A 23,875-nucleotide genomic window follows, 5' to 3' on the forward strand; every position below is an offset into this window, starting at 1 on the left:
CAGCCTAGGCCGGGCTCCCCGTCGCCCGGTTCTCAGGTTGGGGTGGCAGACTCGATCCGGCTCGAGCCGGGTTCCAGCGGCGACGATGGGACCGGCAACGACGATCGGTTACGGGAGGACTACTGCAGTGCCGAGCAACGCACAGCGGCGCCAGGCCGCCAAACGCAAACTCGAGCGGCAACTCGAACGGCGGGCACAGCGGGCGCGCAAGCGCCGCCAGTTGACCATCGGTCTGTCGGCGCTCGGTGTGGCCGCGGTCGTCGCGGCGGGCGTCGGCATCTGGGTGCTCGGCCGCGGCGACGACGCCGCCTCCACTGCGGCGTCGGAGACGACCGACCCGGCGCAGACCGAGTTCGCGGCCCTGCCCGCGGGCCGGTCGGAACCGCTGCCCGAATCGGTGAACTGTGCGTACCCGCCCGGCGGGGAACCGGCCAGGCCGGTGCAGCCGCCGCGCACCGACGGCATCCTCACCACCGGCGAGGGCAATACCGACATCAGCGTCAGTGTGGAGACCACCCGGGGCAACATCGGCCTGGTCCTGCACAACGACACCTCCCCGTGCACGGTCAACAACTTCCTGTCCCTGGCGTCGCAGGGGTACTTCGACGACACCGCCTGCCACCGCCTGACCACGTCCGACTCGCTCGCCGTCCTGCAGTGCGGCGACCCGACCGGCACCGGCGCCGGCGGCCCCGGCTACCAGTTCGCCAACGAGTTCCCCACCGACCAGTACGCGCCCGAGGATCCGGCGGCCACGCAGCCGCTGACGTACCCGCGCGGCACCGTCGCGATGGCCAACGCCGGCGCCGGCACCAACGGCAGCCAGTTCTTCCTCGTGTACGGCGACTCGATCCTGCCGCCGCAGTACACCGTGTTCGGCACCATCGACGAGACCGGCCTGGCGACCCTCGACACGGTGGCCGCCGCCGGGGTCGAGGGCGGCGGCCAGGACGGCGCGCCGGCCCAGCCGATCTCCCTGACCAGTGTGAGGATGGACTGATGACCCGTACTCGTTCCGGCGCTGCCCGGGCCGCCGTGGCCGGGGTCGGTGCGGCGCTGCTGCTGACCGGCTGCTCCGACGATCCGGGAGACGGGGCCGCGACGTCCACGTCGAGCGCCGCGGCCTCGGCGCCGACGTCCGCACCGTCGCTGTCCGACTTCCCGGCCCTGCCCGCCCAGCGGGCCGAGCCGCTGCCCGATACGGTGAGCTGCGCGTACCCGTCCGACGGTCGACCGGCCGCGAAGCCGGTGCAGCCGCCGCGCGCCGAGGCCGTCCCCACCGCCGACACCGACGTCACCGTGGCAACCACCCAGGGCGACATCGGGCTGACCCTGCAGGGCGAGCTGTCCCCGTGCACCGTCGGCAGCTTCCTGTCGCTGGCCTCCCAGGGGTATTTCGACGACACCGACTGCCACCGGTTGACGACCGACCCGACGCTGTCGGTGCTGCAGTGCGGCGATCCCACCGCCACGGGTACCGGCGGACCGGGCTACGAGTTCGCCAACGAGTTCCCCACCGACCAGTACGCGGCCGGAGATCCGCAGGCGCAGAATCCGATGATCTACCCGCGGGGCACGCTCGCGATGGCCAATGCCGGCCCCGGCACGAACGGCAGCCAGTTCTTCCTGGTCTACCGCGACTCGATCCTGCCGCCGCAGTACACCGTGTTCGGCACCATCGACGAGGCCGGCCTGGCGACCCTCGACGAGATCGCCGCGGCCGGGGTGGACGGCGGCGGACCGGACGGACCACCGGCGGCGCCGACGACGCTGACCGCCGTCCGCACGGACTGATCCGGCGCGTCTCCGAAGGCCCCGCCCACCCGCCGGTGGGCGGGGCGTTCGCGTCCCCGCCGCCGGCAGGGGTCTGTCGGATTGTGACGGGATCGTCTACTGTGCCGTGTCTGTGACCTCTGGTACCTCCATTGCCGCGCGCCTGGCCGCGACCCTCGGCGCGGCACTCGCGGCTGCGGCGTGTGCCGCTTCCGACACCGGGCCCGCCCCTGCCGCGCTGCGGGCGACGACCACCGCGGCCGCCACCTCCCCCGGGTTCGACCCGTCCGCCTATGTTGCGATGCCGCCGCGGCCGGAACCGGCGGCCGCCACCGTCGCCTGCGCGTTCCGTGCCGCCGGGCCGGCCGCGAGGACGGCGACCGTGCCCGCGTCGACGTCCGTACCCGCGACCGGGACGGTGGAGCTGACGCTGACGACCTCCGCGGGTCCGGTCCCGATGGTCCTCGAGCGCGCCGCAGCGCCGTGTGCGGTGCAGAGTTTCGTCGGCCTCGCCCGGCAGGGCTTCTTCGACGGGACCGAGTGCCATCACGTGACCGACGAACCGGGGATGCAGATGTTCCGGTGCGGCGACCCCACCGGATCCGGGACGGGAGGGCCCGGCTACACGTTCGCCGACGAGTACCCCGTCACGGTCGTCCGCGGGGAGAACGGCTACCTGCCGTCCCCCGTCGTGTATCCGCGCGGCACCGTCGCGATGGCCAACGCCGGGCACCGGGACAGCAACGGCAGTCAGTTCCTGCTCGTGTTCGGCGATTCCCTACTGCAGCCGCAGTATTCGGTGTTCGGCACCGTCGGAGAATCCGGCCTGCGGGCGCTCGAGGAGGTCGCCGCGGCGGGCGACGACGGCTCGAGCCCCCTGGGCGGTGGGCGCCCCCTGACCCCGATGCGGATCGTCGCGGTCGGGTGAGTGTGGCCGGCCACCTACCGCGTCTGCAGGGCGACGAGTTCCGCGTACCGCCCGTCCCGGCTCAGCAGTTCGTGATGGTCGCCCCTTTCGACGATCCTGCCGTCGTCGAGCACGAGAATCACATCTGCGGTGCGGACGGTGCTGAGCCGGTGCGCGATGACGATCCGGGTCTGGCGCAGACCTCCCAGCGACGCCACGACCGACGCTTCCGTCGCGGCGTCGAGGGCGCTGGTCGCCTCGTCGAGCAACAGCACCCGGGGCGCACCGAGCACCGCCCGCGCAAGCGCGATCCGTTGGCACTGCCCACCGGACAGGCCCGACCCGTCCCGCAGCATCGTCTCGTACCCCATCGGCATGGCGACGATCGCGTCGTGGATGTGCGCCAGTTTCGCGGCCTCGACGATGCGAGGGAGGGAGGCCTCCGCCCGTCCCGCGGCGATGTTCTGCGCGACGGTCCCGGTGAACAGGGCGCTGTTCTGCGTCACCACCCCGAACTGGGCGCGCAGCGAACGGGATTCCAGGTCCGCGGCGTCGTGTCCGTCGAACAGCACCCGTCCCTCCGTCGGCTCGTAGAGTCCGAGCAGCAGGCGGGCGAGGGTGCTCTTGCCGGAGCCGGACGGTCCCACCAGCGCGACCGTCGACCCGGCGCGGATGTCGCAGTCGATGTCGCGCACCACCCACGGCGAGCGCGGGTCGTAGCGGAATCCGACGCCGCGCAGCGAGATCGCGCCGCTGAGTGCCGGGGCGGGCCGCACGCTCCGGCCGTGCTGCTCGACGTCGCTGTCGACGATGTCCCGCAGCCGAGCCAGGTGGGCCGCCGCGAACTGCAGCCGCTGCAGCACCGACACCACCGAGCCGAGCGGGGCGAGCGCGGCGAGCGCGACCCCGTTGGCGGCGATCATGGCGCCGAGCGTCTGCCGTCCGTCCAGCACGCCGACGATGCCGACGATCATCAGGACCGCGGGCGCCGCCACCCTGAGACCGGCCACCAGCGACTCGACCACACCCTCGAGGCGGCCACTGCGCGACGCCGCGTCCAGGGCGGTGGTGAACAGAGCGTGCCACTGCGCGGCCGCAGCCGCCTCGGAACCGGACGCCTTCACCGTCTCGATGCCGTTCACGGTCTCGAGCAGGCGCCCCTCGGCAAGGGCGTGCGCGCGCAATTCCTCCTGACCGAGCTGACCGACCCGGCGGCCGGTGCCCACGATCAGGGCGATCTGCACCGTCGCGAGCACCATCAGCGTGCCGCCGAGCATCGGCGCCCACCACAGCAGCAGAGCGAGGTACGTCAGCGCCAACGGCCCGTCGAGCACCGCCGCAACGACGGGTCCGGTGAGCAGCTCCCGAATCGCCCCGACGCTCGAGACCCGCTGCACCACGTCACTGGTTCCCCGTCGAGCGAAGTATGCATACGGCAATGCCAGCAGGTGCGCGACGGCGGCGCCGGTGAGCTCACCGTCGGCGCGCCGGCGCAGCGCCTCCAGCATCCGGCTGCGCACCACCCCGACCGCACCGTGCGCAAGGCACGCGACGACCGTCGCACCGACCACGGCGTACAGCAGCGGGCGGTCGGCGCTCGGCAGGACCCGGTCCACCAGAATCGCCGAGACCACCGGAAGCGTCATCCCGATCGCCTGCAACGCGATCGAGGCCACCACGACCGACGCGAGCAGTGCGCGGTGGCCGTGCAGGAACCGGGCCGGCAACGTTCGTCGCCAGGAGGCGCGCGGGGCCGGCGGCGGATAGACCGACGGGTCGCCGGGGCCGAACTCGATGCTCACGCCCGAGTACCCGTCGCGGAACTGTGCCCGGGTCAGGCGCCGGCGCCCCCGCGCCGGATCGACGATGTGCACGTGCCGCTCCGTGCACCGTTCGACCACCACGAAATGGTTGCCGTCCCAGTGCACGACGGCGGGCAGCTGTGCACCGCCCCCGGCGACGGAGTCGGCGGAGCGACCGAAGGCGCGGACGTCGAGCCCGTGGCCGCGGGCACATCGCACGAGCGCCAGGGCGGTGAGTCCGTCGCGGGAAACTCCCAGCTCGTCGACGAGGTCCGCGACGCCGCGTGGGACGCCGAAGTAGGCGAAGATCATCGCCAGGCACGCCGCGCCGCAATCGGACATCCCGGTCTGAGCGAGCGGCCGGATCCGGCGCGTCACCGCGGCGTCTTCTCCGCCTCGCCCCAGAACCATTCGATCCGGGCGGTGCGGCGCCGGTCGGCGAGCCACTCGTCGAACAACCGCCGCGAGGCCTGCTCCAACAGGTCCGACTCGGACGCGGCGGTGCGCGAGAGCACCTGTACCACTTCCCATTCCGTTCCGACCGACCGCAGCGGCAGCAGCGTGCCGGGCGCGACCGCGACCGCATCGGCCAGGCCGGAGCCCAGGTCGAGGTCGGCCACGGTCCGCTCGACCAGCTCGGCCCTCAGCGGAATGGACGGGGCGACAGCCGTCAGCGCCACGCCGAACGCGTCGGCCGGGGTGCCGCAGGTGCGTCGTCGCTCGGCGAACGCGGCGACGAACCGCTCGGCGGCGGCGCGGTCGACGAAGCGCACGCGGGCGATCCGGAGCCGGTCGCACGTCGATCGGTGTGCCGCGTACCACGAGCCGACGCGGTCGACCGTCACCCGCGTGCGCAGCGCGGCAACGGCGGCCTCGCGTGCCACCATCTCCTCGAGCGCCGCGTGGTCGAGGTGCCGCCGTGCCATCCATGCAGCGGTCGCGGCCGGGGTCAGCAGGCCGCGCGCGCGACGGAAGGCGTCCATGGCGTCCTGCAGCTCACCGTCGGTCAGCGTCACCGGGTTCTCGGCGAGTTCCTGCTGGACGAGACACACGTCGACGAGGCGGTCGAGCAGGGCCGTCTGCTCCCACATCACGTCCAGATACGCCATCGCGTGCTGGATGTCGAGCGCCTCGCCGTTGACGCGTAGCAGCATCGATTCGGCGCTGCGTTGCGCGCCGCGCAACATCCACGGCACCTCCGACGGCGGCGCCCAGGACAGCGTGACGGTGCCACCGCGGGGCCCGGTGACGAGCAGGCCGAACTGCACGGTGTCCCCGTAGGCTTCCCGGTGCCGGAGCAGGCGAAGGCGCAGTCCGGGGTGCTCCGCCCGCAGGGCCGCCAGCAGTTCCTCCGCGGACCCGGCCGCAGCCGGGTCGGTGTTGAGGCGCGCGAGCAGAGTCAGCGCCTGCCCGAGAGCAGCGTCGTCGAGCGCCGCGCCGGCCGGGGCGATCATGCGGGCACCTCCTGGACGGCGGGGCGCCGGGTGCGGTGGGCACCGTCGAGCAGCAGCTCGCACAGTGCGTCGGAGATGGGCAGACCTGTCGCGTCCTCGATCCACAACCACTGCCCCGACGGGTTGATCTCGAGGAACACGTAGCGACCGTCCGGGGTGAGTATGAGATCGATTGTCCCGTACTGTAATTCGAGTTCGGCCACCAGACTGCGGCACAACGCGGCGAGCGCGGCCGGCAACTCGTGCCGGCTGTAGTTGGTCGTGGAAGGGTCGTAGCTGCGCCAGTCGAGCCGCGTGTGGTTGCTGTCCTGGCTGTGGATAGCGGCGCCGAGGACCCGCTGCCCGACCACCGTCACCCGCACCTCGATCTGTTTGGGCACATAGCCCTGCACGATCATCGGGCACAGGCGCATCGCCTCCGCGTGCCCCAGGTCCGTCGTCGTGACAGGCTCGCACATTCGGAAGTAGCCGTCGTCACCGTCGATCAGGAACGGCCGGTCGAGCGGTTTGCTGATCACCTGCCCCTCGTGCCGGTCCCAGAAATCGAGGAACTCGTCCGGGGAGGTGGTCACGATCGTGGGCGGAAGCTCGAACCCGAGGCGGCCGGCCAGGGTGAGCTGGGCGGTCTTGCGGGCCGCCAGCCGGATCGCGGCCCGCGTTCCCGGCACCGCGAGACAGTCCAGGTCGTCCCAGAGTGCGGAGGTCATTGCCTCGCATTCTTTTTCGACGTACTCGCGGACCGCCGGGGCGGTGACCTCCGGGTGCGCCCGCGGGTTGCGTGGGCGACGGAACCAGACGGTGTCGACGGCGGACAGGTCGCTCCGCCCACCGCGGTGGTCGAGGGTGCGGCGGACCGCACCGCTCGCGGTGTAGCCGACGGAGATCGACGCGTGGACAGGGAAATCGGCGGGGTCGAACACGACGACCCGGGCGCCGCGCCGGCGCAACAGGTCGACGACGTGGTCTGCGTGCGGGTCACCCGGCTGGGTGAGCACCAGGATGCGGGCGGGATGCGCGCTCATGAGCTGTTCCTCGGGGCGGATCGGATCGGATCGGTCGACGGACGAGCGCCGGGTGGGCGAGGCGAGCCGCCTCCCCACCCGGCGTCCTCAGTCCGTCAGAAGTCCTGATCGGTACCGACCGCGCCGGTCGACATGTCGATCGTCTTGCTCGACCGATCCTCGCACGCACGACCGCCGGACACGGTCGCGAGGCGCGCCTCGTCGAGCTCCGCGCCCTCGGCGGAAATGGCGGTGATGACGGTGTTACGCAATGCGTTCTCCTCTGTCAGGATGTGCCGGACCGTCCGGCGAGGAGAACGATCGCGCAGCGCGCTTAGCATGCGCTTAGCGTCGGCTCACGGACCGCGACGTGCGGATGGGCGACGTGGGGTCGCCGATCCTGCTATGCCGCGGGCCTGCTATGCCGCGGAGGTCACCCGGTACACGTCGTAGACGCCCTCGACGTTGCGGACGACGTTGAGCACGTGCCCGAGGTGTTTGGGATCGCCCATCTCGAACGTGAAGCGGCTCACCGCGACCCGGTCGCCGGTCGTGGTCACCGACGCCGAGAGGATGTTCACCTTCTCGTCGGCGAGCGCCTTGGTGACGTCCGAGAGCAGCCGGTGCCGGTCGAGCGCCTCGATCTGGATGGCCACGAGGAACACCGACGACGGGGACGGCGCCCACTTGACCTCGATGATCCGCTCGGACTGCTGCTGCAGGGATCCGGCGTTGGTGCAGTCGGTGCGGTGCACGCTCACCGAGCCGGTGCGGGTCACGAAGCCCATGATCTCGTCGCCGGGCACCGGCGTACAGCACTTGGCCAGCTTCGACACCGTGCCCGGCGCGCCGGGCACGAGGATGCCGGAGTCACCGCTCTGCCGGGACCGGGTCGGAATGGACGACGGGGTGGACCGCTCCGCGAGTTCCTCCTCGACGCCACCGACCCCGCCGAGCAGCGCGACGAGGCGCTGCACGACGTGGTGCGCCGAGACGTGGTGCTCACCGACCGCGGTGTAGAGCGCCGACACGTCGGCGTACCGCAGCTCCTTGGCCACTGCCTGCATCAGGTCCGCGTTCATCAGGCGCTGCAGCGGCAACCCGACCCGCTTGACCTCCTTGCCGATGGCGTCCTTGCCGGCCTCGAGCGCCTCCTCGCGGCGTTCCTTCGCGAACCACTGCCGGATCTTGGCCTTCGCGCGCGGCGAGACCACGAACGACTGCCAGTCGCGGCTCGGCCCGGCATTGGGGTCCTTGGACGTGAAGACCTCGACGACCTCGCCGTTCTCGAGCTTGCGTTCGAGCGCGACGAGCCGGCCGTTGACCCGCGCGCCGATGCAGCGGTGCCCCACCTCGGTGTGCACGGCGTACGCGAAGTCCACCGGCGTCGACCCGGACGGCAGTGTGATCACGTCGCCCTTGGGGGTGAAGACGAAGATCTCCTTCACGGCGAGGTCGTAACGCAGCGACTCGAGGAACTCGCCGGGGTCGGCGGCCTCGCGCTGCCAGTCGAGCAACTGCCGCATCCACGCCATGTCGTCGAGTTCGGCGACGTCGCCCGAGTGTTTGCCCTTGGTCTCCTTGTACCGCCAGTGCGCGGCGATGCCGAACTCGGCGGTGCGGTGCATCTCGCGGGTGCGGATCTGCACCTCGAGCGGCTTGCCCTCGGGGCCGATCACGGTGGTGTGCAGCGACTGGTACACGCCGAACCGCGGTTGGGCGATGTAGTCCTTGAACCGGCCCGCCATCGGCTGCCACAGCGAGTGCACGACGCCCACGGCGGCGTAGCAGTCGCGGATCTCGTTGCACAGGATCCGCACGCCGACCAGATCGTGGATGTCGTCGAAGTCGCGGCCCTTGACGATCATCTTCTGGTAGATCGACCAGTAGTGCTTCGGCCGGCCCTCGACGGTGGCCTCGATCCGCGACGCTGCGAGCGTCGCGTTGATCTCGGCGCGGACCTTGGCCAGGTAGGTGTCGCGCGACGGCGCCCGGGTGGCGACGAGCCGCACGATCTCCTCGTACTTCTTCGGGTGCAGGATCGCGAAGGACAGGTCCTCGAGCTCCCACTTGACCGTCGCCATGCCGAGACGGTGCGCGAGCGGCGCGATCACCTCGAGGGTCTCGCGCGCCTTGCGGGCCTGCTTCTCCGGCGGCAGGAAGCGCATGGTGCGCATGTTGTGCAGCCGATCGGCGACCTTGATCACCAGGACCCGGGGGTCGCGCGCCATCGCGATGATCATCTTGCGGATGGTCTCGCCCTCGGCGGCGGTGCCGAGCACCACCTTGTCCAGCTTGGTGACGCCGTCGACGAGGTGGGCGACCTCCTCACCGAACTCGGCGGTGAGCTGCTCGAGGCTGTAGCCGGTGTCCTCGACGGTGTCGTGCAGCAGCGCCGCGATCAGCGTCGTGGTATCCATGCCGAGCTCGGCGAGGATCGTCGCGACCGCGAGGGGATGGGTGATGTACGGGTCGCCGGACTTGCGCTTCTGCGACGCGTGCCGCTCCTCCGCCACGTCGTAGGCGCGCTGCAGCTCCGACAGGTCGGCCTTCGGGTACAGCTCACGGTGGATCGTGACCAGCGGCTCGAGCACCGGCTTGAGGTTGGTGCTGCGCTGCCCGGTGATGCGGCGCGCCAGCCGCGCCCGCACCCGGCGGGAGGCCGACGTGGACGCCGAGGTCGGGGTCGGACCGGAGTTCTGGGACCGATCAAGATTCTGGGTCATGCCCACACCTCCCGTCGCCGATGCACACCGGACGCACCGCCGCACATTCCTCGTCGTCCGGAACCACCGGCACCTGCGCCAACTCTAGCTCTCAGAGCCGAACCAGTGACGTCACCGGGTACTTTTCCAGCCGCGCCCGCCCGCCGAGGGCCTCGATCTCGGTCACCACCGCCACCGCGACGACCAGGGCACCGGCCGCGTCGAGAAGCTCCGCCGTCGCCGAGAGGGTGCCGCCGGTGGCGAGCACGTCGTCGACGACGAGTACCCGCCGCCCGCGCAACCGAACCGAATCCTGCGGAATCTCGATCGCCGCGGTGCCGTACTCGAGGGAGTACTCGCGGGTGTCCACCGGCGGAGGCAGCTTGCCGGCCTTGCGCACCGCGAGGACGCCGATACCCAGAGCGTGGGCGATGCCGCCGCCGAGCAGGAAGCCGCGGGCGTCGACGCCGGCCACCAGTTCCGCGTCCGGCGCGGTGGCGGCCAGCGCGGCGATGACCGCCCCGAAGGCCTCGCCGTCGGCGAAGACCGGGGTCAGGTCGGCGAAGCGGACGCCGGGCGTCGGGAAGTCGTCGACCCAGCGGGTACGGGCGGTGACCGCCGTGGCGGCACGTTCGATCAGGGAGCTTGCTCTGAGGGGGCTGCTGTTCATCGGAGATTCGGCGCGGAAACCCAGTCCTTCGGAGCCGGGAGCAAGCGCCTTCCCCCTTCCTTACATTGCGACGGTGTATTGTGTGAGATTTGGCGGGCAGGGTGGTGAAGCGGGCATACAAGTACCGCTTCTACCCCTCCCCGGACCAGGCTGCGGAACTGAACCGCACGTTCGGGTGTGTTCGCGTGGTCTGGAACAAGGCGCTCGACGAACGCACCAGGGCGTACGCCACTGAGCACCGAAAGACCACCTACGTTCAGGCATCGGCGGCACTGACGGGGTGGAAGAAGACCGACGATCTGGCGTTCCTCAACGAGGTGTCGTCGGTGCCGCTGCAACCGACGCTGCGCCATCAACAGGCGGCGTTCGCCAATTTCTTCGCCAAGCGCGCCCGGTATCCGTGATTCAAATCGCGCAAGAAGTCCCGAGCGTCCGCCGAGTGCACCCGATCCGGGTTTCGTTTCCAGGACGGCGCGGTGACGTTGGCGAAGATGAAGGCACCTCTCGACATCCGCTGGTCTCGGCCACTGCCCGACGGCGCGGAACCGTCTACGGTCACCGTCTCCCGGGACAGTGCCGGATGCTGGCACGTGTCGCTGCTGGTCGAAGAAACCGTCACGACCCTGCCCGAGACCACGAGCGTGGTCGGCGTCGATGTGGGGCTGACCGCCCTGGCGGCACTGTCCACCGGGGAGAAGATCACCAACCCGCGCCACGAACGCCGCGACCGGCGCACCCTGGCGCGGGCCCACCGTGCCCTGTGCCGGAAGCAGAAGGGGTCGCACAACCGGGAGAAGGCGCGCCGCAGGGTGGCACGCGTCCACGGGCGGACTACCGACCGTCGCACCGACTTTCTGCACAAACTGTCCACGAGGCTGATCCGCGAAAACCAAGCGATCGCCATCGAGGATCTGACGGTGCGCAACATGGTCGCCAATCACACGCTGGCCCGGAGTATCTCGGACGCGAGCTGGCGGCAGTTGCGGGCCATGCTCGAATACAAGGCCGACTGGTACGGCCGCGACCTGAGGGTGGTGGACCGCTGGTATCCGTCGACCCGCGTGTGCTCGGCCTGCGGAGCGCTGCACGAGCGGTTGCCGCTGAACATTCGGGAATGGACCTGCCGATGCGGCACCGTCCACGACCGGGACGTGAACGCGGCCAGGAACATCCTCGCTGTCGGGCTGGCAGAGAGGTAAAACGCCTGTGGAGGCGACGTAAGACCGCAAAGGAGTTCTCCTTTCCGGCAGTTGCCGTCGAAGCAGGAATCCCCGTCCTTCAGGTCGGGGAGGAAGTCAACTGTTGAGGATCCACCTGTCCATGTTCCAGCCCGCACCGGCAGCGCTGGGGTTGGCGACGGCGGCACGCAGGCCGCCGGCGAACGTCGTCTCCCGGGGCTGCGCGTACAGCGGCAGGGTCGGCATCGCGGTCCACAGGATCGTCTCGGCTTCACCCACCAGACCGGAGATGGTGGCGTCGTCGGTGGTGACGGCGAGGGCGTCGAGGATCTGGTCGACCCGGGCGTCGGCGAAGCGCCCGACGTTGCTGCCGGCCGCGGAGTTGAGGGCGCCGCGTGCGTCCTGCATGTCGGCCGTGCCCCCCGCCCCTGCCGCGACGGCGGTCCCGGCCAGTACGGCATCGACCTGTCCCGCCGTGAGCTGCGACGGTGTGAACGTGTCCGAGGCGGCGTCGACCACCTCGATGCCCGCCTCGCGACAGGACTGGGCGATCAGCTCGACGGTGCGAGCGCGCCGCGGGTCCGGGCCGAGGTACCCGATCCGCACGGTGATGCGGTCCGTCCCCGCAGCGGCGAGCTCGGCCTGCGCCGCGGTCGTGTCCGCCCGGTCGTAGCGGGCTGCGGGCCCGGACACGCCCGGGTACAGCGGCGAGTCGGCGGGCAGCAGCCGCGACGACGTCGTCCCGGAACCGAGTCCGGTGGCGGGTACGTCCCCGACCCGGCCGAACTCGTCGAACAACTGCGACCGGGGCACGCACAGCGCGAACGCCCGGCGCGCGGCGGCGGCGCCGAGGCTGCCCCCGCCGGTGCCCAGCACGAGCTGCTCGACGTTGCGCGACGCCGCGGCCGTCGTCTCCACGTCGTCCCCGAGGGACAGGTCGAGTGCCCCGGTGCCGGTGTCGGCGACGTGGACGCGGCCGTCGGCGGCCGCCGCGGAGGCGTCGGTGCCGCGCGGCCACACCACGATCCGATCGGTGCCGGGCTTGTTGCCCCACCAGCGTTCGTTCGCGACGAGGACGAGCCCGTCGTCGTCGGTGAACGACTCGATCCGGTAGGGGCCGGAGGCCGGCAGCAGCGACAGGTCCAGCCGGCCGGGGGTCAGGTTCCACCCGGTGTTCCAGAAGTCGGCGAGCCGGCGCAGCGCTTCGACGTCGCCACCGCCGATGGCGGCGACCACGTCGGGCACCCCCGAGACCCGGGCAGCGACGTGCGCCGGCATCAGCTCGGTGGCGCCGAACAGGGCTCGCCAGTCGGCGTAGGCGCGGCCGGCGCGGAAGACGACGGTGGCGTCCTTGGACCCGGTCTGGCAGTCGATCCGTTCGATGTCGACGTAGCCGGAGCGCCGGGCGGCGGAGAACAGGTTCGCCGGAGCACCCGAGGCGTCGGGCGCGGTGAATCGGCCGCTGGCGGCGGCCCAGGCCAGCACCAGGTCGTCGCACGACATCGGCACCCCGTCCGAGTACACGGAGTCCGGGGACAGCCGGTACTGGACGGTCAGCGGGTCCTGCGAGACGACGGTGGCCGCCCCGATGTCGGTGTCGGAGATCACCTGACCGGCCGGATCGACGTAGCCGAAGCCGGGCAGCACGCGGGCCAGGGCCTGCCGGGCTCCCGAGGCGGCACCGTCCACGGTGTTGGCGTTGTAGGTGGTCACCGTGTTGTCGACGGCATACCCGATGGAGGGCAGGGACTCCTCCGTCGTGCCACAGGCGACGGTGGTCGCGGCGAGCGCCGCCGCGGCGGCCGCGCCCGCGATCGCCGCGCGGACGGACCGGCGGCGCCGGGCTCGACGTGTGTGCTCGGGTGCCGACATGTCAGTGCCTTCTCTTGGCGCGCTTTCCGGTGGGCCGGACGCCCGGTCTGGGGGTGCGTTCGGCCACCGGCGCGGTCCCGGCGCCCGCCGTCGTGGTCGCTCCGATGCGCTTGGTCACGGACACGGGTGTCGCGGCGGCGTGCGCGCCGACGGCCTCCCCGGCGGGGGGCACGGTCCGCGATTCGGCGGCGCCGCGCTTGGCGAGCACCTTGCGGGTGTGTGCGGCCACCGGCCCGCGCCATTCCTTGAGGGTCACCAGCAGCGGAGTCGCGAAGAAGATCGACGAGTAGGCGCCGACCACGATGCCGACGAGCTGGACCAGGGCGAGGTCCTTGAGGGTGCCGACGCCGAGCAGCCACACCGCGATGACCATCAGCGCGAGCACCGGCAGCACCGAGATGACCGTGGTGTTGATCGACCGCATGAGGGTCTGGTTGACGGCGAGGTTGGCCTGCTCGGCGTAGGTCCGACGATGCAGGTGCAGGATGCCGCGCGTGTTCTCCTCGACCTTGTCGAACACCACCACGGAGTCGTACAGCGAGAAGCCGAGGATGGTGAGCAGGCCGATGACGGTGGCCGGGGTGACCTCGAATCCGACGAGCGAATACACCCCCGCGGTGACGATCATATCGAAGAACAGCGCGGCCAGCGCCGCGAGCGCCATGTCCCGCTCGTAGCGCACCGCGATGTAGATGCTGACGAGCACCAAAAACACCGCGAGCGCGATGAGGGCCTTCTGGGTGATCTGTCCGCCCCACGTCTCGCTGACGTCGGCGACGCTGATCGCGTCGCGCGACGGCACGCCGTCGGGCCCGGTCGGCTGGAACTCGTCGTACAGGGCGTTCTGCAGGGTCCGGACCTGCTCGAGGTCGAGGGCCTCCGAACGGATCTGAATGGAGGCGCCCGCGCCGGACCCGACGGTCTGCACCGATACGGGCTCGGTGCCGAGGGTGTCGGAGTACACCGTCTCCACCTGCTCGGTGGTGACGCCCTCGGCGGCCGGGAGCTGGATGCGGGTGCCGCCCTCGAAGTCGATGCCCCACGTGAAGCCGCGGATCAGCATGCTCAGCAGCGCCACCAGCACGATGGCGCCGGTGAGCAGGTAGTAGAACTTGCGGCGGCCGACGATCTCGAACGCGCCGGTGCCGGTGTAGAGGCGCGAGAGGACGCTGTGCCGGGGTGCGGTCGTGGTGGTGTCGGTCATCGTCACGCCTCCTTCGCCGAGGCAGCCGCGAGCTGGCGTTCACGGGCGACCTGCTGAATGGCGCCGAGACCGTTCACGCTCGGCTTGGACCAGAACTTCGACGTCGACGCCAGGTGCACCAGCGGCCACGTCACCAGGAACACCACCACGACGTCGAGGATGGTGGTCAGGCCGAGGGTGAAGGCGAAGCCGCGGACCTGACCGACCGCGAGGACGTAGAGCACCGCGGCGGCAATGAAGCTCACGGCGTTGCCGGACAGGATGGTCCGGCGCGCCCGGGCCCAGCCGCGGGGCACGGCGGAGCGGAAGCTCCGGCCCTCACGGATCTCGTCCTTGATGCGTTCGAAGAACACCACGAACGAGTCGGCGGTCATGCCGATGCCGATGATCAGGCCGGCGATTCCGGCAAGGTCGAGGGTGAAGTTGATGTAGCGGCCGAGCAGCACCATCACCGCGTACACGGCGAGCCCGGACATCACCAGCGACAGCGCGACGAGCACGCCGAGCATGCGGTAGTAGACGAGGCTGTAGAGCAGCACGAGGACCAGGCCGACGACGCCGGCGATCAGCCCGGCCTCGAGCGATGCCAGGCCGAGGGTCGCGGACACCGTCTCGGCCTCCGACGCGGCGAACGACAGGGGCAGCGAGCCGTACTTGAGGGTGTTGGCGAGCTCGGTGGCCTGGGTGTTGGTGAAGTTGCCGGTGATCGAGGTCGCGCTGCCGGCGGGGGTGGCGCCCTGGATCACGGGCGCGCTGACCACCTTGGAGTCGAGGACGAACGCGGCCTGCTGGCCGATGCTGGCGGCGGTGAACTGCGCCCAGGTGCTGCTGCCCTCGGAATCGAACGTGAGGCTGACCTCGTAGCGGGACTGCTGGGTGTTGTAGCCGGAGGAGGCGTCGGTGATCTGCTGGCCGTCGATGATGCTCGGGCCGAGCAGATAGACGGCGGTGCCGTCGGTGGAGCACGCGACGAGCGGCTTTGCCGGATCGTCGTTGCCGGCGAGCGGGTCGGCGGCCGAGCAGTCCAGGGTGGCCATGGCCTGCTGCAGGACGGCCGGGTCCTCGCTCTGCCGGGTCTCCTTGGCGGCGGCGATGTCCGCGGCGGCCCGGGCCTGCGGGTCGAGATCCTCCGCGGGAGCGGGCGCCGGGACCGGCGTCGGGACGGGCGTGTCGGTGGCGGGCGCCGGGGTGTCGGTGGCAGGCGCCGGGGTGTCGGTGGGATCCTGCGCCGGGAAGGGCCGGCCCTGCGGTTCGGGAGCGGGCGTGGCGGCGTCGGGCGCCGGCGTCGCGGGGGCGGGAGCCTGCGGGTCCGTGGGCCCGGGCGCCGGCTGCGCGGCGTTCGCGCTGGCAATGGGCTGGCCGATCACGGGCCGGATGTACAGCCGTGCGGTCTGGCCGAGGGTGCGGGCCTGCGAGCTGTCGTCGCCGGGAACCGTGATCACCAGGTTGTCACCGTCGATCACCACCTCGGAGCCGGACACGCCGAGGCCGTTCACGCGGGTCTCGATGATCTGCTGGGCCTGCCGGAGACTGTCCTGACTGGGCGCGCTGCCGTCCGGGGTGCGGGCGGTGAGGGTCACCCGGGTGCCGCCCTGCAGGTCGATGCCGAGTTTCGGTGTCGCCGACTTGTCCCCGGTGAAGAAGATCAGGGCATACAGCGCCACCAGGATCGCCCCGAACAGGGCGAGGGAGCGAACTGGATGCACCGATCCGTTGGAAGGTGCCACGGTCTGTCAGTCTCCTCGATGCGAGTGAGTGATGCGCTGGTCACGGGGCCACCGCACCCGTCGGGCGCGGCCCCCGGCGCGGCCCGCACATCGGCCGGGGTGTCGACCGGTCGGTGTCCGACCGTTCAGTGCTCGGTCGGCCGGCCGGCCGGCGGCTCGGTGTCGTCGCCCTTGTCCAGCGAGAGGCCACCGGTCTCGTCCGTCGTCGAGCCGGGATCGGTGACCCGCTCGCGGACCACGACCCGGGCCCAGGTGGTCACCACGCCGGGAGCGATCTCGAGATCGACGGTGGTGTCGGTGAGCGCGACGATGGTGGCGTGCAGCCCCGCCGTGGTCATCACCCGGTCGCCGACCTGCAGCGAGTCCTGCAGTTCCGTGGTCTTCTGCATCTCCTTCTTCTGGCGCCGGATGCCGAGGAACGTCGGCACCAGCAGGGCAAGGATCAGCAGCGGGAAGAGCAGTTCCATCGTTGAAGTCAGTCCTCGAGGTCGTCCGGTATCGGGCGCCGGCGGTCGTGGACCGGCGCAGTAGACCAGTGTGCCATTACCGGCGCAGCTCCTGTACCGGCGCCGGTGGCCGACCCGTCATTCGTCGTCGAACAGGCCGGGTTGCGGTTCGCGGGCCCGCACCTCGATGCCGCCGGTGGCGGCCTCCGGCGGCGGTGTCAGCCCGAGCTGCAGCCACGCGGCCTGGGTCGCGACCCGTCCGCGCGGAGTGCGCGCGATCATCCCCGCCCGTACCAGGAACGGTTCGCAGACCTCCTCGACGGTGCCGGGTTCCTCACCGACGGCCACCGCGAGCGTGGACACGCCCACCGGTCCGCCCCCGAAGCTGCGGACCAGCGCGCCGAGCACGGCACGGTCGAGCCGGTCCAGGCCGAGCGCGTCGACGTCGTAGACCGCCAGGGCGGCCTGCGCGATCTCGCGGGTGATGATGCCGTCGGCGCGGACCTCGGCGTAGTCGCGGACCCGCCGCAGCAGCCGGTTGGCGATGCGCGGGGTGCCGCGGGAACGGCCGGCGATCTCGGTGCTCGCCTCCTCGCCCAGGTCGATGCCGAGGATCCGGGCCGAGCGCAACAGGATCTGCTGCAGTTCCGCCGGCTCGTAGAAGTCCATGTGAGCGGTGAAACCGAACCGGTCGCGCAGCGGTCCGGTCAGCGCGCCGGAACGGGTGGTGGCGCCGACGAGGGTGAACGGGGCGACCTCGAGCGGGATCGACGTGGCGCCCGGGCCCTTGCCGACGACGACGTCGACTCGGAAGTCCTCCATCGCCAGGTACAGCATCTCCTCGGCGGGACGCGCGATGCGGTGGATCTCGTCGATGAACAGCACGTCGCCCTCGACGAGGTTGGACAGCATCGCGGCCAGGTCGCCGGCCCGCTCGAGGGCGGGGCCCGACGTCAGCCGTAGCGACGACCCGAGTTCGGCGGCGATGATCATGGCCATCGACGTCTTACCCAGGCCCGGAGGGCCCGACAGCAGGATGTGATCCGGGGTGCCGCCACGCAGCTTCGCCCCGCGCAGCACCAGCTGCAGCTGTTCCCGCACCCGAGGCTGGCCGATGAAGTCGTCGAGGTTCTTCGGCCGCAGGCTCGCCTCGACGTCGCCGTCGGCGGGGGTGTACTCGGCGGTCATCGGCGCCTCGTCGGGGGCGCCCGCAGGGGGGAAGTCCTCGATCATCGGCTCTTGCCCAGCAAGGCCAGCGCCGACCGCAGCGCGGTGGAGGTGTCGCAGTGCGGGTCACCCGCGAGGATCGTGTCGGTGGACTGCTCCGCCTGCTTGACGGGGAAGCCGAGTCCGACGAGAGCCTCGACCACCTGGTCGCGCATGGGCGAGCCGACCACCGCGGCCGGGGCGGAGGTTCCGGCGAACGCGGCGACCTTGTCCCGCAGTTCGACGACCATGCGTTCGGCGCCACGCTTCCCGATGCCCGGCACCCGGGTCAGGGCGGCGGTGTTGCCGTCGGCGAGGGCCGCACGCAGCGAATCCGGATCCAGCACGGCCAGGGTGGCCATGGCGAGCCGGGGTCCGACACCGGAAACCGTCTGCAGCAGCCCGAACAGGTCCCGGGCGTCGGGGTCCGGGAACCCGTACAGCGTCATCGAATCCTCGCGCACGATCATCGCCGTCACCAGGCGGGTGTCCTCGCCGCGGCGGAGCGTGGCCAGGGTGGCGGGCGTGGCGTGGATCCGGTAACCGACCCCCGCGGATTCGATGACGACGTGGTCGAGTGCGATCTCGAGCACTTCCCCGCGCACCGAGGCGATCACCGTGCACCTGCCTTCCGCGCGGCGGCCTGTTCCCGCAGCCGCGCCTCGTACCGTCGTTTCTGTTCGGCCGCGGCGGCCTCGGCGGCGGCCATGCGTGCGAGCATGGGCGCACGCCAGCAGTGGCAGATCGCGAGGGCGAGGGCGTCCGCCGCGTCCGCGGGCTTCGGTGCGGTGGCGAGGCCCAGGATCTTGGTGACCATGGCCGTGACCTGCTTCTTGTCGGCCGAGCCGTTCCCGGTCACGGCGGACTTCACCTGGCTGGGGGTGTGGAACGCCACCGGGATGCCGCGTCGGGCAGCGGAGAGCGCCACCACTCCCCCGGCCTGGGCGGTGCCCATCGCGGTGCGGACGTTGTGCTGGGAGAACACCCGCTCGACGGCGACGACATCGGGCCGGAATCGGTCGAGCCAGTCCTCGGCGGCCGCGGAGATGCGCAGCAGCCGCGACGGCAGTTCCAGGTCGGGGGGTGTGCGGATCACGTCCACCGCGACGGCGGCGACCTCGCGCCCGCGGCCGGTGTCCACGATGCCGAAGCCGCATCGCGTCAGTCCCGGGTCCACACCCATCACGCGCACCCGTTCACCTCTCGACCGCTACGAACAACTGTTCGAGAGCATAGCGGCCGGGGCGGCGCGTCGCGGTATCGACACGCAGCCCCGGCCGGGAGCCGTCCGACTCAGGCGTCGAGTTCGGCGAGGACCTCGTCGGAGACGTCGACGTTGGTGTAGACGTTCTGCACGTCATCGGAATCCTCGAGGGCGTCGACGAGCTTGAACACCTTGCGGGCGCTGTCCGCGTCGACGGGGACCTCGACCGAGGCCCGGAAGTCCGGGTCGGCCGATTCGTAGTCGATGCCGGCCTCGACGAGCGCGGTGCGCACAGCGATGAGATCGCCGGCCTCGGAAACGATCTCGAAGCTGTCACCGAGGTCGTTGATCTCCTCGGCGCCGGCCTCGAGCACCACCTCGAGGATCTCGTCCTCGGTGCGGCCGTTCTTCTCGAGTACGACGACGCCCTTGCGGGTGAACAGGTAGGACACCGAGCCGGGGTCGGCCATGTTGCCGCCGTTGCGGGTCATCGCGGTGCGGACCTCGCCCGCCGCGCGGTTGCGATTGTCGGTGAGGCACTCGATGAGGACGGCGACACCGTTGGGTCCGTAGCCCTCGTAGGTGATGGTCTGCCAGTCCGCGCCGCCGGCTTCCTCGCCGCCGCCGCGCTTGCGGGCCCGCTCGATGTTGTCGTTGGGGACCGAGTTCTTCTTCGCCTTCTGGATGGCGTCGTACAGCGTCGGATTGCCCGCCGGGTCACCACCGCCGGTCCGGGCCGCCACCTCGATGTTCTTGATCAGCTTCGCGAACATCTTGCCGCGCTTGGCGTCGATGGCCGCCTTCTTGTGCTTGGTGGTGGCCCATTTGGAGTGGCCGCTCATTCGATTGGAGCCCCTTCCGGCGAGGTGAGGTCGGACCGGGTCCGACTGGTTCGGAGGGTCGATTCTACTCCGCGCCGTCCTGCCCCGAACGGACGGTGTCGACGAACAGCCGATGCACTCGCAGGTCACCGGTGACCTCGGGGTGGAACGACGTCGCCATCACCGCCCCCTGCCGCACCGCGACGACCCGTCCGGCGGCCGGTCCCTCGGGGACGGTGGCCAGAACCTGCACGCCGGGACCGACCTCCTCCACCCAGGGCGCTCGGATGAACACCGCGCGTACCGGATCCCCCTCGATGCCCGCGACGTCGAGGTCGGCCTCGAACGAGTCGACCTGCCGGCCGAACGCGTTGCGCCGGACGGTGATGTCGAGGGCGTCGAGGTGCTCGGCGTCGGGGCGGGTGTCGAGCACCTGCGAGGCGAGCAGGATCATGCCCGCGCAGGACCCGTAGGCGGGCAGGCCGGCCTTCAGCCGGGCGCGCAGCGGCTCGAGCAGGTCGAACACCTGCAGCAGCCGGCTCATCGTGGTGGACTCCCCGCCGGGAATCACCAGGCCGTCGACGGCGTCGAGCTCGGCGGTCCGGCGCACCCCGATCGCGCGGGCGCCGGCCGCCTCGAGTGCGGCCAGGTGCTCGCGTACATCGCCTTGGAGCGCGAGCACGCCGATGGTCGGAGAACTTCCCACTGTCGCCTGTTCTGTCGGGGACGGGCCGACGCCCGTCCGAAGCCTGGATATCAACGCTAGCAGCCGCGGCGGGGTGTCCCGGCTCACGGACCGCGAGCCGGATGCCGGCGCATCAGCGCAGGTAGCGGGTCAGTCCCTCCTGCACCACCGCGGCGACCATCCGCCCGTTCCGGTCGAAGATGCGGCCCTGCGTCAGGGCCCGCCCGAAACCTGCCGAGGGGGACGTCTGGTCGTACAGCAGCCAGTCGTCGGCGCGGAACGAGCGCAGGAACCACATGGCGTGGTCGAGGGAGGCGCCCTGCGTCTGCTCGTCGGGATGGGCGACGCTCGCGGAGCCGAGCAGCGTCATGTCGCTCATGTACGCCAGGGTGCACACGTGCAGCACGTTGTCGTCCGGGAGCGGGTCACGGACCCGGAACCACACCTGCTGCTGTGACACGATGCCGGCGCGCCGGAAGAGGCGATCCTCCGGCACCCGTCGCAGGTCCCATTCCGGCCACTCGCGCCTGGCCCACAGGTTCCCCGGGTCGTCCGAGTCCGCGAGGGCGGCGAGTTCGTCGGGATCCGGCACCTGGGGCATCTCGTCCTGGTGCTCGATGCCGTCGTCCTGGACGTGGAACGACGCGGACATGGTGAAGATCGCCTGCCCGTCCTGCACGGCGGTCACCCGCCGGGTGCCGAACGACCGGCCGTCGCGGATCGGGTCGACGAGATACACGATCGGCTTTGCGGGGTTGCCGGGGCGGACGAAGTACCCGTGCAGCGAATGCACCGAGTACGCGGGATCGACGGTGCGCACCGCGGATACCAGCGCCTGTCCGGCGACCTGCCCCCCGAAGGTGCGCTGCAGCGACGTCTCCGTCGCCACGCCCCGGAAGATGTTCTTCTCGAGGTGTTCGAGCGCCAGGATCTCCTCGATCTTCGCCATGCGGGCTCCTTCCCAGTCCTGCGACAGGCTATCCGCAGGGGCCCGGCGAGAAGCGACGGGAGCCTCCGACACGGTCGGAGGCTCCCGTCGCACGCGGGGATGCCGGCGGCGGTGGGGTCTACCAGCCCCGCTCGGCGAGGCGGTGCGGCACCGGGATGTCGTCGACGTTGATGCCGACCATGGCCTCGCCCAGGCCACGCGAGACCTTCGCGAGCACGTCCGGGTCGTCGTAGAAGGTGGTGGCCTTGACGATCGCGGCGGCACGCTCGGCGGGGTTGCCGGACTTGAAGATGCCCGAGCCGACGAACACGCCCTCGGCGCCGAGCTGCATCATCATCGCCGCATCGGCCGGGGTGGCGATGCCGCCGGCCGTGAACAGCGTCACCGGCAGCTTGCCGGCCTTGGCGACCTCGACCACCAGGTCGTACGGCGCCTGCAGTTCCTTGGCCGCGACGTACAGCTCGTCCTCGGGCAGGGAGGTCAGCCGCCGGATCTCCTGGCGGATCTTGCGCATGTGGGTGGTGGCGTTGGAGACGTCGCCGGTGCCGGCCTCGCCCTTGGAGCGGATCATCGCCGCGCCCTCGTTGATACGGCGCAGCGCCTCACCGAGGTTGGTCGCGCCGCACACGAACGGCACGGTGAAGGCGAACTTGTCGATGTGGTTCTCGTAGTCGGCGGGGGTGAGCACCTCCGACTCGTCGACGTAGTCCACGCCGAGGGCCTGCAGGATCTGTGCCTCGACGAAGTGACCGATGCGGGCCTTGGCCATCACGGGGATGGACACGGCCGCAATGATGCCTTCGATCATGTCCGGGTCGGACATGCGGGACACGCCCCCCTGGGCGCGGATGTCGGCGGGGACGCGCTCGAGCGCCATGACGGCGACGGCACCCGCGTCCTCGGCGATCTTCGCCTGCTCGGGGGTGACCACGTCCATGATCACGCCGCCCTTGAGCATCTCGGCCATACCGCGCTTGACGCGGGCGGTGCCGGTGGTGGGAACGGACTCGGGGCTGCTCACAGCAAGAACTCCTGGGGTGTGGCCTGCAGAAACTGACGCGGCGGACGGATTCGGGCACGTCGCGGCGCCGCTCCCGATTCTAGGGGCACCGCGGTGACCGTCCCATAGCCAGTCGCGAGGCCCTGGCCTGCCTCGCAGGCATCGGACTCCGCCTGCCTCGCAGGCATCGGACTCCGCCTGCCTCGCAGGCATCGAGTGCCGGCGTTCACCGGATGGCGCGGACCTCCGGCTCCACACGACGCACGGCGACGTCGCGCGCCTCCCCCAGCAGGTCTGCGAGGTCCTGCGGATACACGGCCTCGCCGTGGCGCTGCAGGTCCCGGATCTCGCCCTCCGCGAACCAGCGGTGCTCGAGGCTCATGCGGCGCTCGAGGTCGGTGAATCCGCCGTCGCCCGGCTCGAAGGCGGGCGTCTGCAGTGCGAAGAACAGTTCCTCCGAACGGATGAGCTCGCCGTTGAAGGGGAACACCGCCACCCGCCGCCACATGGGCCCGCACAGCTGCTCGGGCGCGACCGGCAACCCGGTCTCCTCCCCCACCTCGCGGACGGCGGCCGCGCGCAGCGTCTCCCCCACCTCGACCGCACCGCCGACGGTGAACCAGAAGTGCACGTCCGGCGTGGTCGGGTCGTGGCCCCGCAGCAGCAGCACCCGTCCCTCGTGGTCGAACAGCACCACCCGCGCCGAGGTGCGTGTCTCGTCGAGCGACAGGCCCGTCGCCGCGGCCGGGTTCGAGCGCTCGGCGATCTCGAAGTAGTTCGGCAACGGCGCCGTGCCGCCGAGATGCAACCAGCGCACCGGCCGGCGGCTGCGCAGCGTCAGCGTGTCGCGGACGGCGTCGTTGTGGAACCGCCGTGCGATCAGCACCCGCGCCTCGGCATCGGCGAGTTCGGCCACCAACTGCGGTCGCAGCCGCTCGGTGTCCACCGCGGCCAACGCGGCCGACAGCGCGTTCTCCGCCGATTCCCGTTCGGCACGGTCCGCCCGTTCGGCGCGGTCGGCCAGCGCGGCCAGCCGACGGCCCTCCGCGACCGGGGTGGAGGCCGCGATGCCGCGCCCCACCACGGCGCGACGGGCCAGGGCGGCGTCGAGCGCCTGCCAGGAGAGGTCCGACCGCACGTGGAGCCGGTCCAGCCGGTTGGCCGTGCCGTAGGCCCACAACCCGAGCGCGACGATGATCGCGGAGATCAGCGCCAGGACGAGAACGGTGACCGCGGACAGCGTCACGTCCCACTCCCCTCACGCGGTGCCG

The 23,875-nt window shown here is 71.2% G+C and carries 22 protein-coding genes and 1 pseudogene; 5 read left to right on the forward strand and 18 right to left on the reverse strand.

The genetic code is table 11. The features are described 5' to 3' along the window. The first annotated feature begins 127 nt into the window (after positions 1-127). From ACWPOB_RS10580 to ACWPOB_RS10590, 3 genes are all read left to right on the forward strand, one after another. Positions 128-1,000, forward strand: a complete 873-nt coding sequence (locus ACWPOB_RS10580; protein WP_455400781.1) for a peptidylprolyl isomerase — start codon at positions 128-130, stop codon at positions 998-1,000. Next, on the forward strand, positions 1,000-1,794 hold the full coding sequence (locus ACWPOB_RS10585) for a peptidylprolyl isomerase (protein ID WP_455400782.1): 795 nt from the start codon (positions 1,000-1,002) through the stop codon (positions 1,792-1,794). Before ACWPOB_RS10580 ends, ACWPOB_RS10585 begins: the two co-directional genes overlap by 1 nt. Positions 1,795-1,906: 112 nt before the next feature. Continuing rightward, positions 1,907-2,701, forward strand: a complete 795-nt coding sequence (locus ACWPOB_RS10590; RefSeq protein ID WP_455400783.1) for a peptidylprolyl isomerase — start codon at positions 1,907-1,909, stop codon at positions 2,699-2,701. Positions 2,702-2,715: 14 nt separating this feature from the next. Here ACWPOB_RS10590 and ACWPOB_RS10595 read toward each other — a convergent pair whose 3' ends face one another. The 6 genes from ACWPOB_RS10595 to ACWPOB_RS10620 all read right to left on the reverse strand — a co-directional run bounded on the left by ACWPOB_RS10595 (position 2,716) and on the right by ACWPOB_RS10620 (position 10,312). Then, complete coding sequence (locus ACWPOB_RS10595) at positions 2,716-4,860, reverse strand: peptidase domain-containing ABC transporter (RefSeq protein ID WP_455400784.1); 2,145 nt, start codon at positions 4,858-4,860, stop codon at positions 2,716-2,718. Beyond that, the gene (locus ACWPOB_RS10600) at positions 4,857-5,936 is read right to left on the reverse strand and encodes a TIGR04500 family putative peptide maturation system protein (RefSeq protein ID WP_455400785.1); all 1,080 of its coding nucleotides are present in this window, start codon (positions 5,934-5,936) and stop codon (positions 4,857-4,859) included. Before ACWPOB_RS10600 ends, ACWPOB_RS10595 begins: the two co-directional genes overlap by 4 nt. Beyond that, on the reverse strand, positions 5,933-6,958 hold the full coding sequence (locus tag ACWPOB_RS10605; RefSeq protein WP_455400786.1) for an MvdC/MvdD family ATP grasp protein: 1,026 nt from the start codon (positions 6,956-6,958) through the stop codon (positions 5,933-5,935). The genes ACWPOB_RS10600 and ACWPOB_RS10605 overlap by 4 nt, the downstream gene beginning before the upstream one ends. Positions 6,959-7,053: 95 nt before the next feature. Continuing rightward, on the reverse strand, positions 7,054-7,278 hold the full coding sequence (locus ACWPOB_RS10610) for a putative ATP-grasp target RiPP (RefSeq protein ID WP_065922608.1): 225 nt from the start codon (positions 7,276-7,278) through the stop codon (positions 7,054-7,056). A 78-nt stretch (positions 7,279-7,356) separates the two neighbouring features. Continuing rightward, positions 7,357-9,663 carry a RelA/SpoT family protein gene (locus ACWPOB_RS10615; protein ID WP_455400787.1) on the reverse strand — a complete coding sequence of 769 codons (2,307 nt, stop codon included), beginning with the start codon at positions 9,661-9,663 and terminating at the stop codon, positions 7,357-7,359. Positions 9,664-9,754: 91 nt separating this feature from the next. Further along, entirely contained in the window at positions 9,755-10,312 is a 558-nt protein-coding gene (locus ACWPOB_RS10620; protein ID WP_100057047.1) for an adenine phosphoribosyltransferase, read from the reverse strand. Between the two features lie 89 nt (positions 10,313-10,401). Here ACWPOB_RS10620 and ACWPOB_RS10625 point away from each other — a divergent pair, with 89 nt between their 5' ends. Continuing rightward, positions 10,402-10,716: a helix-turn-helix domain-containing protein gene (locus ACWPOB_RS10625; protein WP_455400788.1), complete on the forward strand. Its 315-nt coding sequence runs from the start codon at positions 10,402-10,404 to the stop codon at positions 10,714-10,716. Between the two features lie 63 nt (positions 10,717-10,779). After that, a pseudogene (locus ACWPOB_RS10630) lies at positions 10,780-11,511 on the forward strand (RNA-guided endonuclease InsQ/TnpB family protein); the annotation flags it as partial. A gap of 96 nt (positions 11,512-11,607) precedes the next feature. Here the strand turns inward: ACWPOB_RS10630 and ACWPOB_RS10635 are convergent. From ACWPOB_RS10635 to ACWPOB_RS10690, 12 genes are all read right to left on the reverse strand, one after another. After that, the gene (locus tag ACWPOB_RS10635; RefSeq protein ID WP_455400789.1) at positions 11,608-13,362 is read right to left on the reverse strand and encodes an ABC transporter substrate-binding protein; all 1,755 of its coding nucleotides are present in this window, start codon (positions 13,360-13,362) and stop codon (positions 11,608-11,610) included. Position 13,363: 1 nt separating this feature from the next. Further along, positions 13,364-14,566: a protein translocase subunit SecF gene (gene secF, locus ACWPOB_RS10640; RefSeq protein ID WP_455400790.1), complete on the reverse strand. Its 1,203-nt coding sequence runs from the start codon at positions 14,564-14,566 to the stop codon at positions 13,364-13,366. A gap of 2 nt (positions 14,567-14,568) precedes the next feature. Further along, positions 14,569-16,293 carry a protein translocase subunit SecD gene (secD, locus tag ACWPOB_RS10645; RefSeq protein ID WP_455400791.1) on the reverse strand — a complete coding sequence of 575 codons (1,725 nt, stop codon included), beginning with the start codon at positions 16,291-16,293 and terminating at the stop codon, positions 14,569-14,571. Between the two features lie 125 nt (positions 16,294-16,418). Further along, positions 16,419-16,760 (reverse strand): preprotein translocase subunit YajC, encoded by a 342-nt coding sequence (gene yajC, locus ACWPOB_RS10650; RefSeq protein WP_100057596.1) that lies wholly within the window; start codon positions 16,758-16,760, stop codon positions 16,419-16,421. A gap of 117 nt (positions 16,761-16,877) precedes the next feature. Then, positions 16,878-17,927: a Holliday junction branch migration DNA helicase RuvB gene (ruvB, locus tag ACWPOB_RS10655; protein WP_455400871.1), complete on the reverse strand. Its 1,050-nt coding sequence runs from the start codon at positions 17,925-17,927 to the stop codon at positions 16,878-16,880. Positions 17,928-17,968: 41 nt separating this feature from the next. After that, on the reverse strand, positions 17,969-18,562 hold the full coding sequence (ruvA, locus tag ACWPOB_RS10660) for a Holliday junction branch migration protein RuvA (protein WP_455400792.1): 594 nt from the start codon (positions 18,560-18,562) through the stop codon (positions 17,969-17,971). Further along, on the reverse strand, positions 18,559-19,137 hold the full coding sequence (gene ruvC / locus ACWPOB_RS10665; RefSeq protein WP_006941029.1) for a crossover junction endodeoxyribonuclease RuvC: 579 nt from the start codon (positions 19,135-19,137) through the stop codon (positions 18,559-18,561). Before ruvC ends, ruvA begins: the two co-directional genes overlap by 4 nt. Positions 19,138-19,238: 101 nt before the next feature. Then, the gene (locus tag ACWPOB_RS10670; RefSeq protein ID WP_100057598.1) at positions 19,239-19,991 is read right to left on the reverse strand and encodes a YebC/PmpR family DNA-binding transcriptional regulator; all 753 of its coding nucleotides are present in this window, start codon (positions 19,989-19,991) and stop codon (positions 19,239-19,241) included. 64 nt (positions 19,992-20,055) lie between these two features. Further along, positions 20,056-20,676: a pyridoxal 5'-phosphate synthase glutaminase subunit PdxT gene (pdxT, locus tag ACWPOB_RS10675; protein WP_455400793.1), complete on the reverse strand. Its 621-nt coding sequence runs from the start codon at positions 20,674-20,676 to the stop codon at positions 20,056-20,058. 112 nt (positions 20,677-20,788) lie between these two features. Continuing rightward, the gene (locus tag ACWPOB_RS10680; protein ID WP_100057599.1) at positions 20,789-21,604 is read right to left on the reverse strand and encodes an acyl-CoA thioesterase; all 816 of its coding nucleotides are present in this window, start codon (positions 21,602-21,604) and stop codon (positions 20,789-20,791) included. Between the two features lie 118 nt (positions 21,605-21,722). Beyond that, positions 21,723-22,625 (reverse strand): pyridoxal 5'-phosphate synthase lyase subunit PdxS, encoded by a 903-nt coding sequence (pdxS, locus tag ACWPOB_RS10685; protein ID WP_100057600.1) that lies wholly within the window; start codon positions 22,623-22,625, stop codon positions 21,723-21,725. A gap of 205 nt (positions 22,626-22,830) precedes the next feature. Further along, positions 22,831-23,850: an NUDIX hydrolase gene (locus tag ACWPOB_RS10690; protein WP_455400794.1), complete on the reverse strand. Its 1,020-nt coding sequence runs from the start codon at positions 23,848-23,850 to the stop codon at positions 22,831-22,833. Between the last annotated feature and the right edge of the window lie 25 nt (positions 23,851-23,875).

Source organism: Rhodococcus sp. 2H158, assembly GCF_053764755.1.

Excerpts from the sequence above, each read along its gene's own strand:
- ruvB (WP_455400871.1), bottom strand. The coding sequence starts at position 17,927 with ATGACCGCCGAGTACACCCCCGCCGACGGCGACGTCGAGGCGAGCCTG.
- ACWPOB_RS10615 (WP_455400787.1), bottom strand. The coding sequence starts at position 9,663 with ATGACCCAGAATCTTGATCGGTCCCAGAACTCCGGTCCGACCCCGACC.
- ACWPOB_RS10635 (WP_455400789.1), bottom strand. The coding sequence starts at position 13,362 with ATGTCGGCACCCGAGCACACACGTCGAGCCCGGCGCCGCCGGTCCGTC.
- ACWPOB_RS10605 (WP_455400786.1), bottom strand. The coding sequence starts at position 6,958 with ATGAGCGCGCATCCCGCCCGCATCCTGGTGCTCACCCAGCCGGGTGAC.
- ACWPOB_RS10670 (WP_100057598.1), bottom strand. The coding sequence starts at position 19,991 with ATGAGCGGCCACTCCAAATGGGCCACCACCAAGCACAAGAAGGCGGCC.
- ACWPOB_RS10600 (WP_455400785.1), bottom strand. The coding sequence starts at position 5,936 with ATGATCGCCCCGGCCGGCGCGGCGCTCGACGACGCTGCTCTCGGGCAG.
- ACWPOB_RS10620 (WP_100057047.1), bottom strand. The coding sequence starts at position 10,312 with ATGAACAGCAGCCCCCTCAGAGCAAGCTCCCTGATCGAACGTGCCGCC.
- ACWPOB_RS10680 (WP_100057599.1), bottom strand. The coding sequence starts at position 21,604 with ATGGCGAAGATCGAGGAGATCCTGGCGCTCGAACACCTCGAGAAGAAC.
- secF (WP_455400790.1), bottom strand. The coding sequence starts at position 14,566 with ATGACCGACACCACCACGACCGCACCCCGGCACAGCGTCCTCTCGCGC.
- ACWPOB_RS10610 (WP_065922608.1), bottom strand. The coding sequence starts at position 7,278 with ATGCTAAGCGCGCTGCGCGATCGTTCTCCTCGCCGGACGGTCCGGCAC.
- yajC (WP_100057596.1), bottom strand. The coding sequence starts at position 16,760 with ATGGAACTGCTCTTCCCGCTGCTGATCCTTGCCCTGCTGGTGCCGACG.
- ACWPOB_RS10585 (WP_455400782.1), top strand. The coding sequence starts at position 1,000 with ATGACCCGTACTCGTTCCGGCGCTGCCCGGGCCGCCGTGGCCGGGGTC.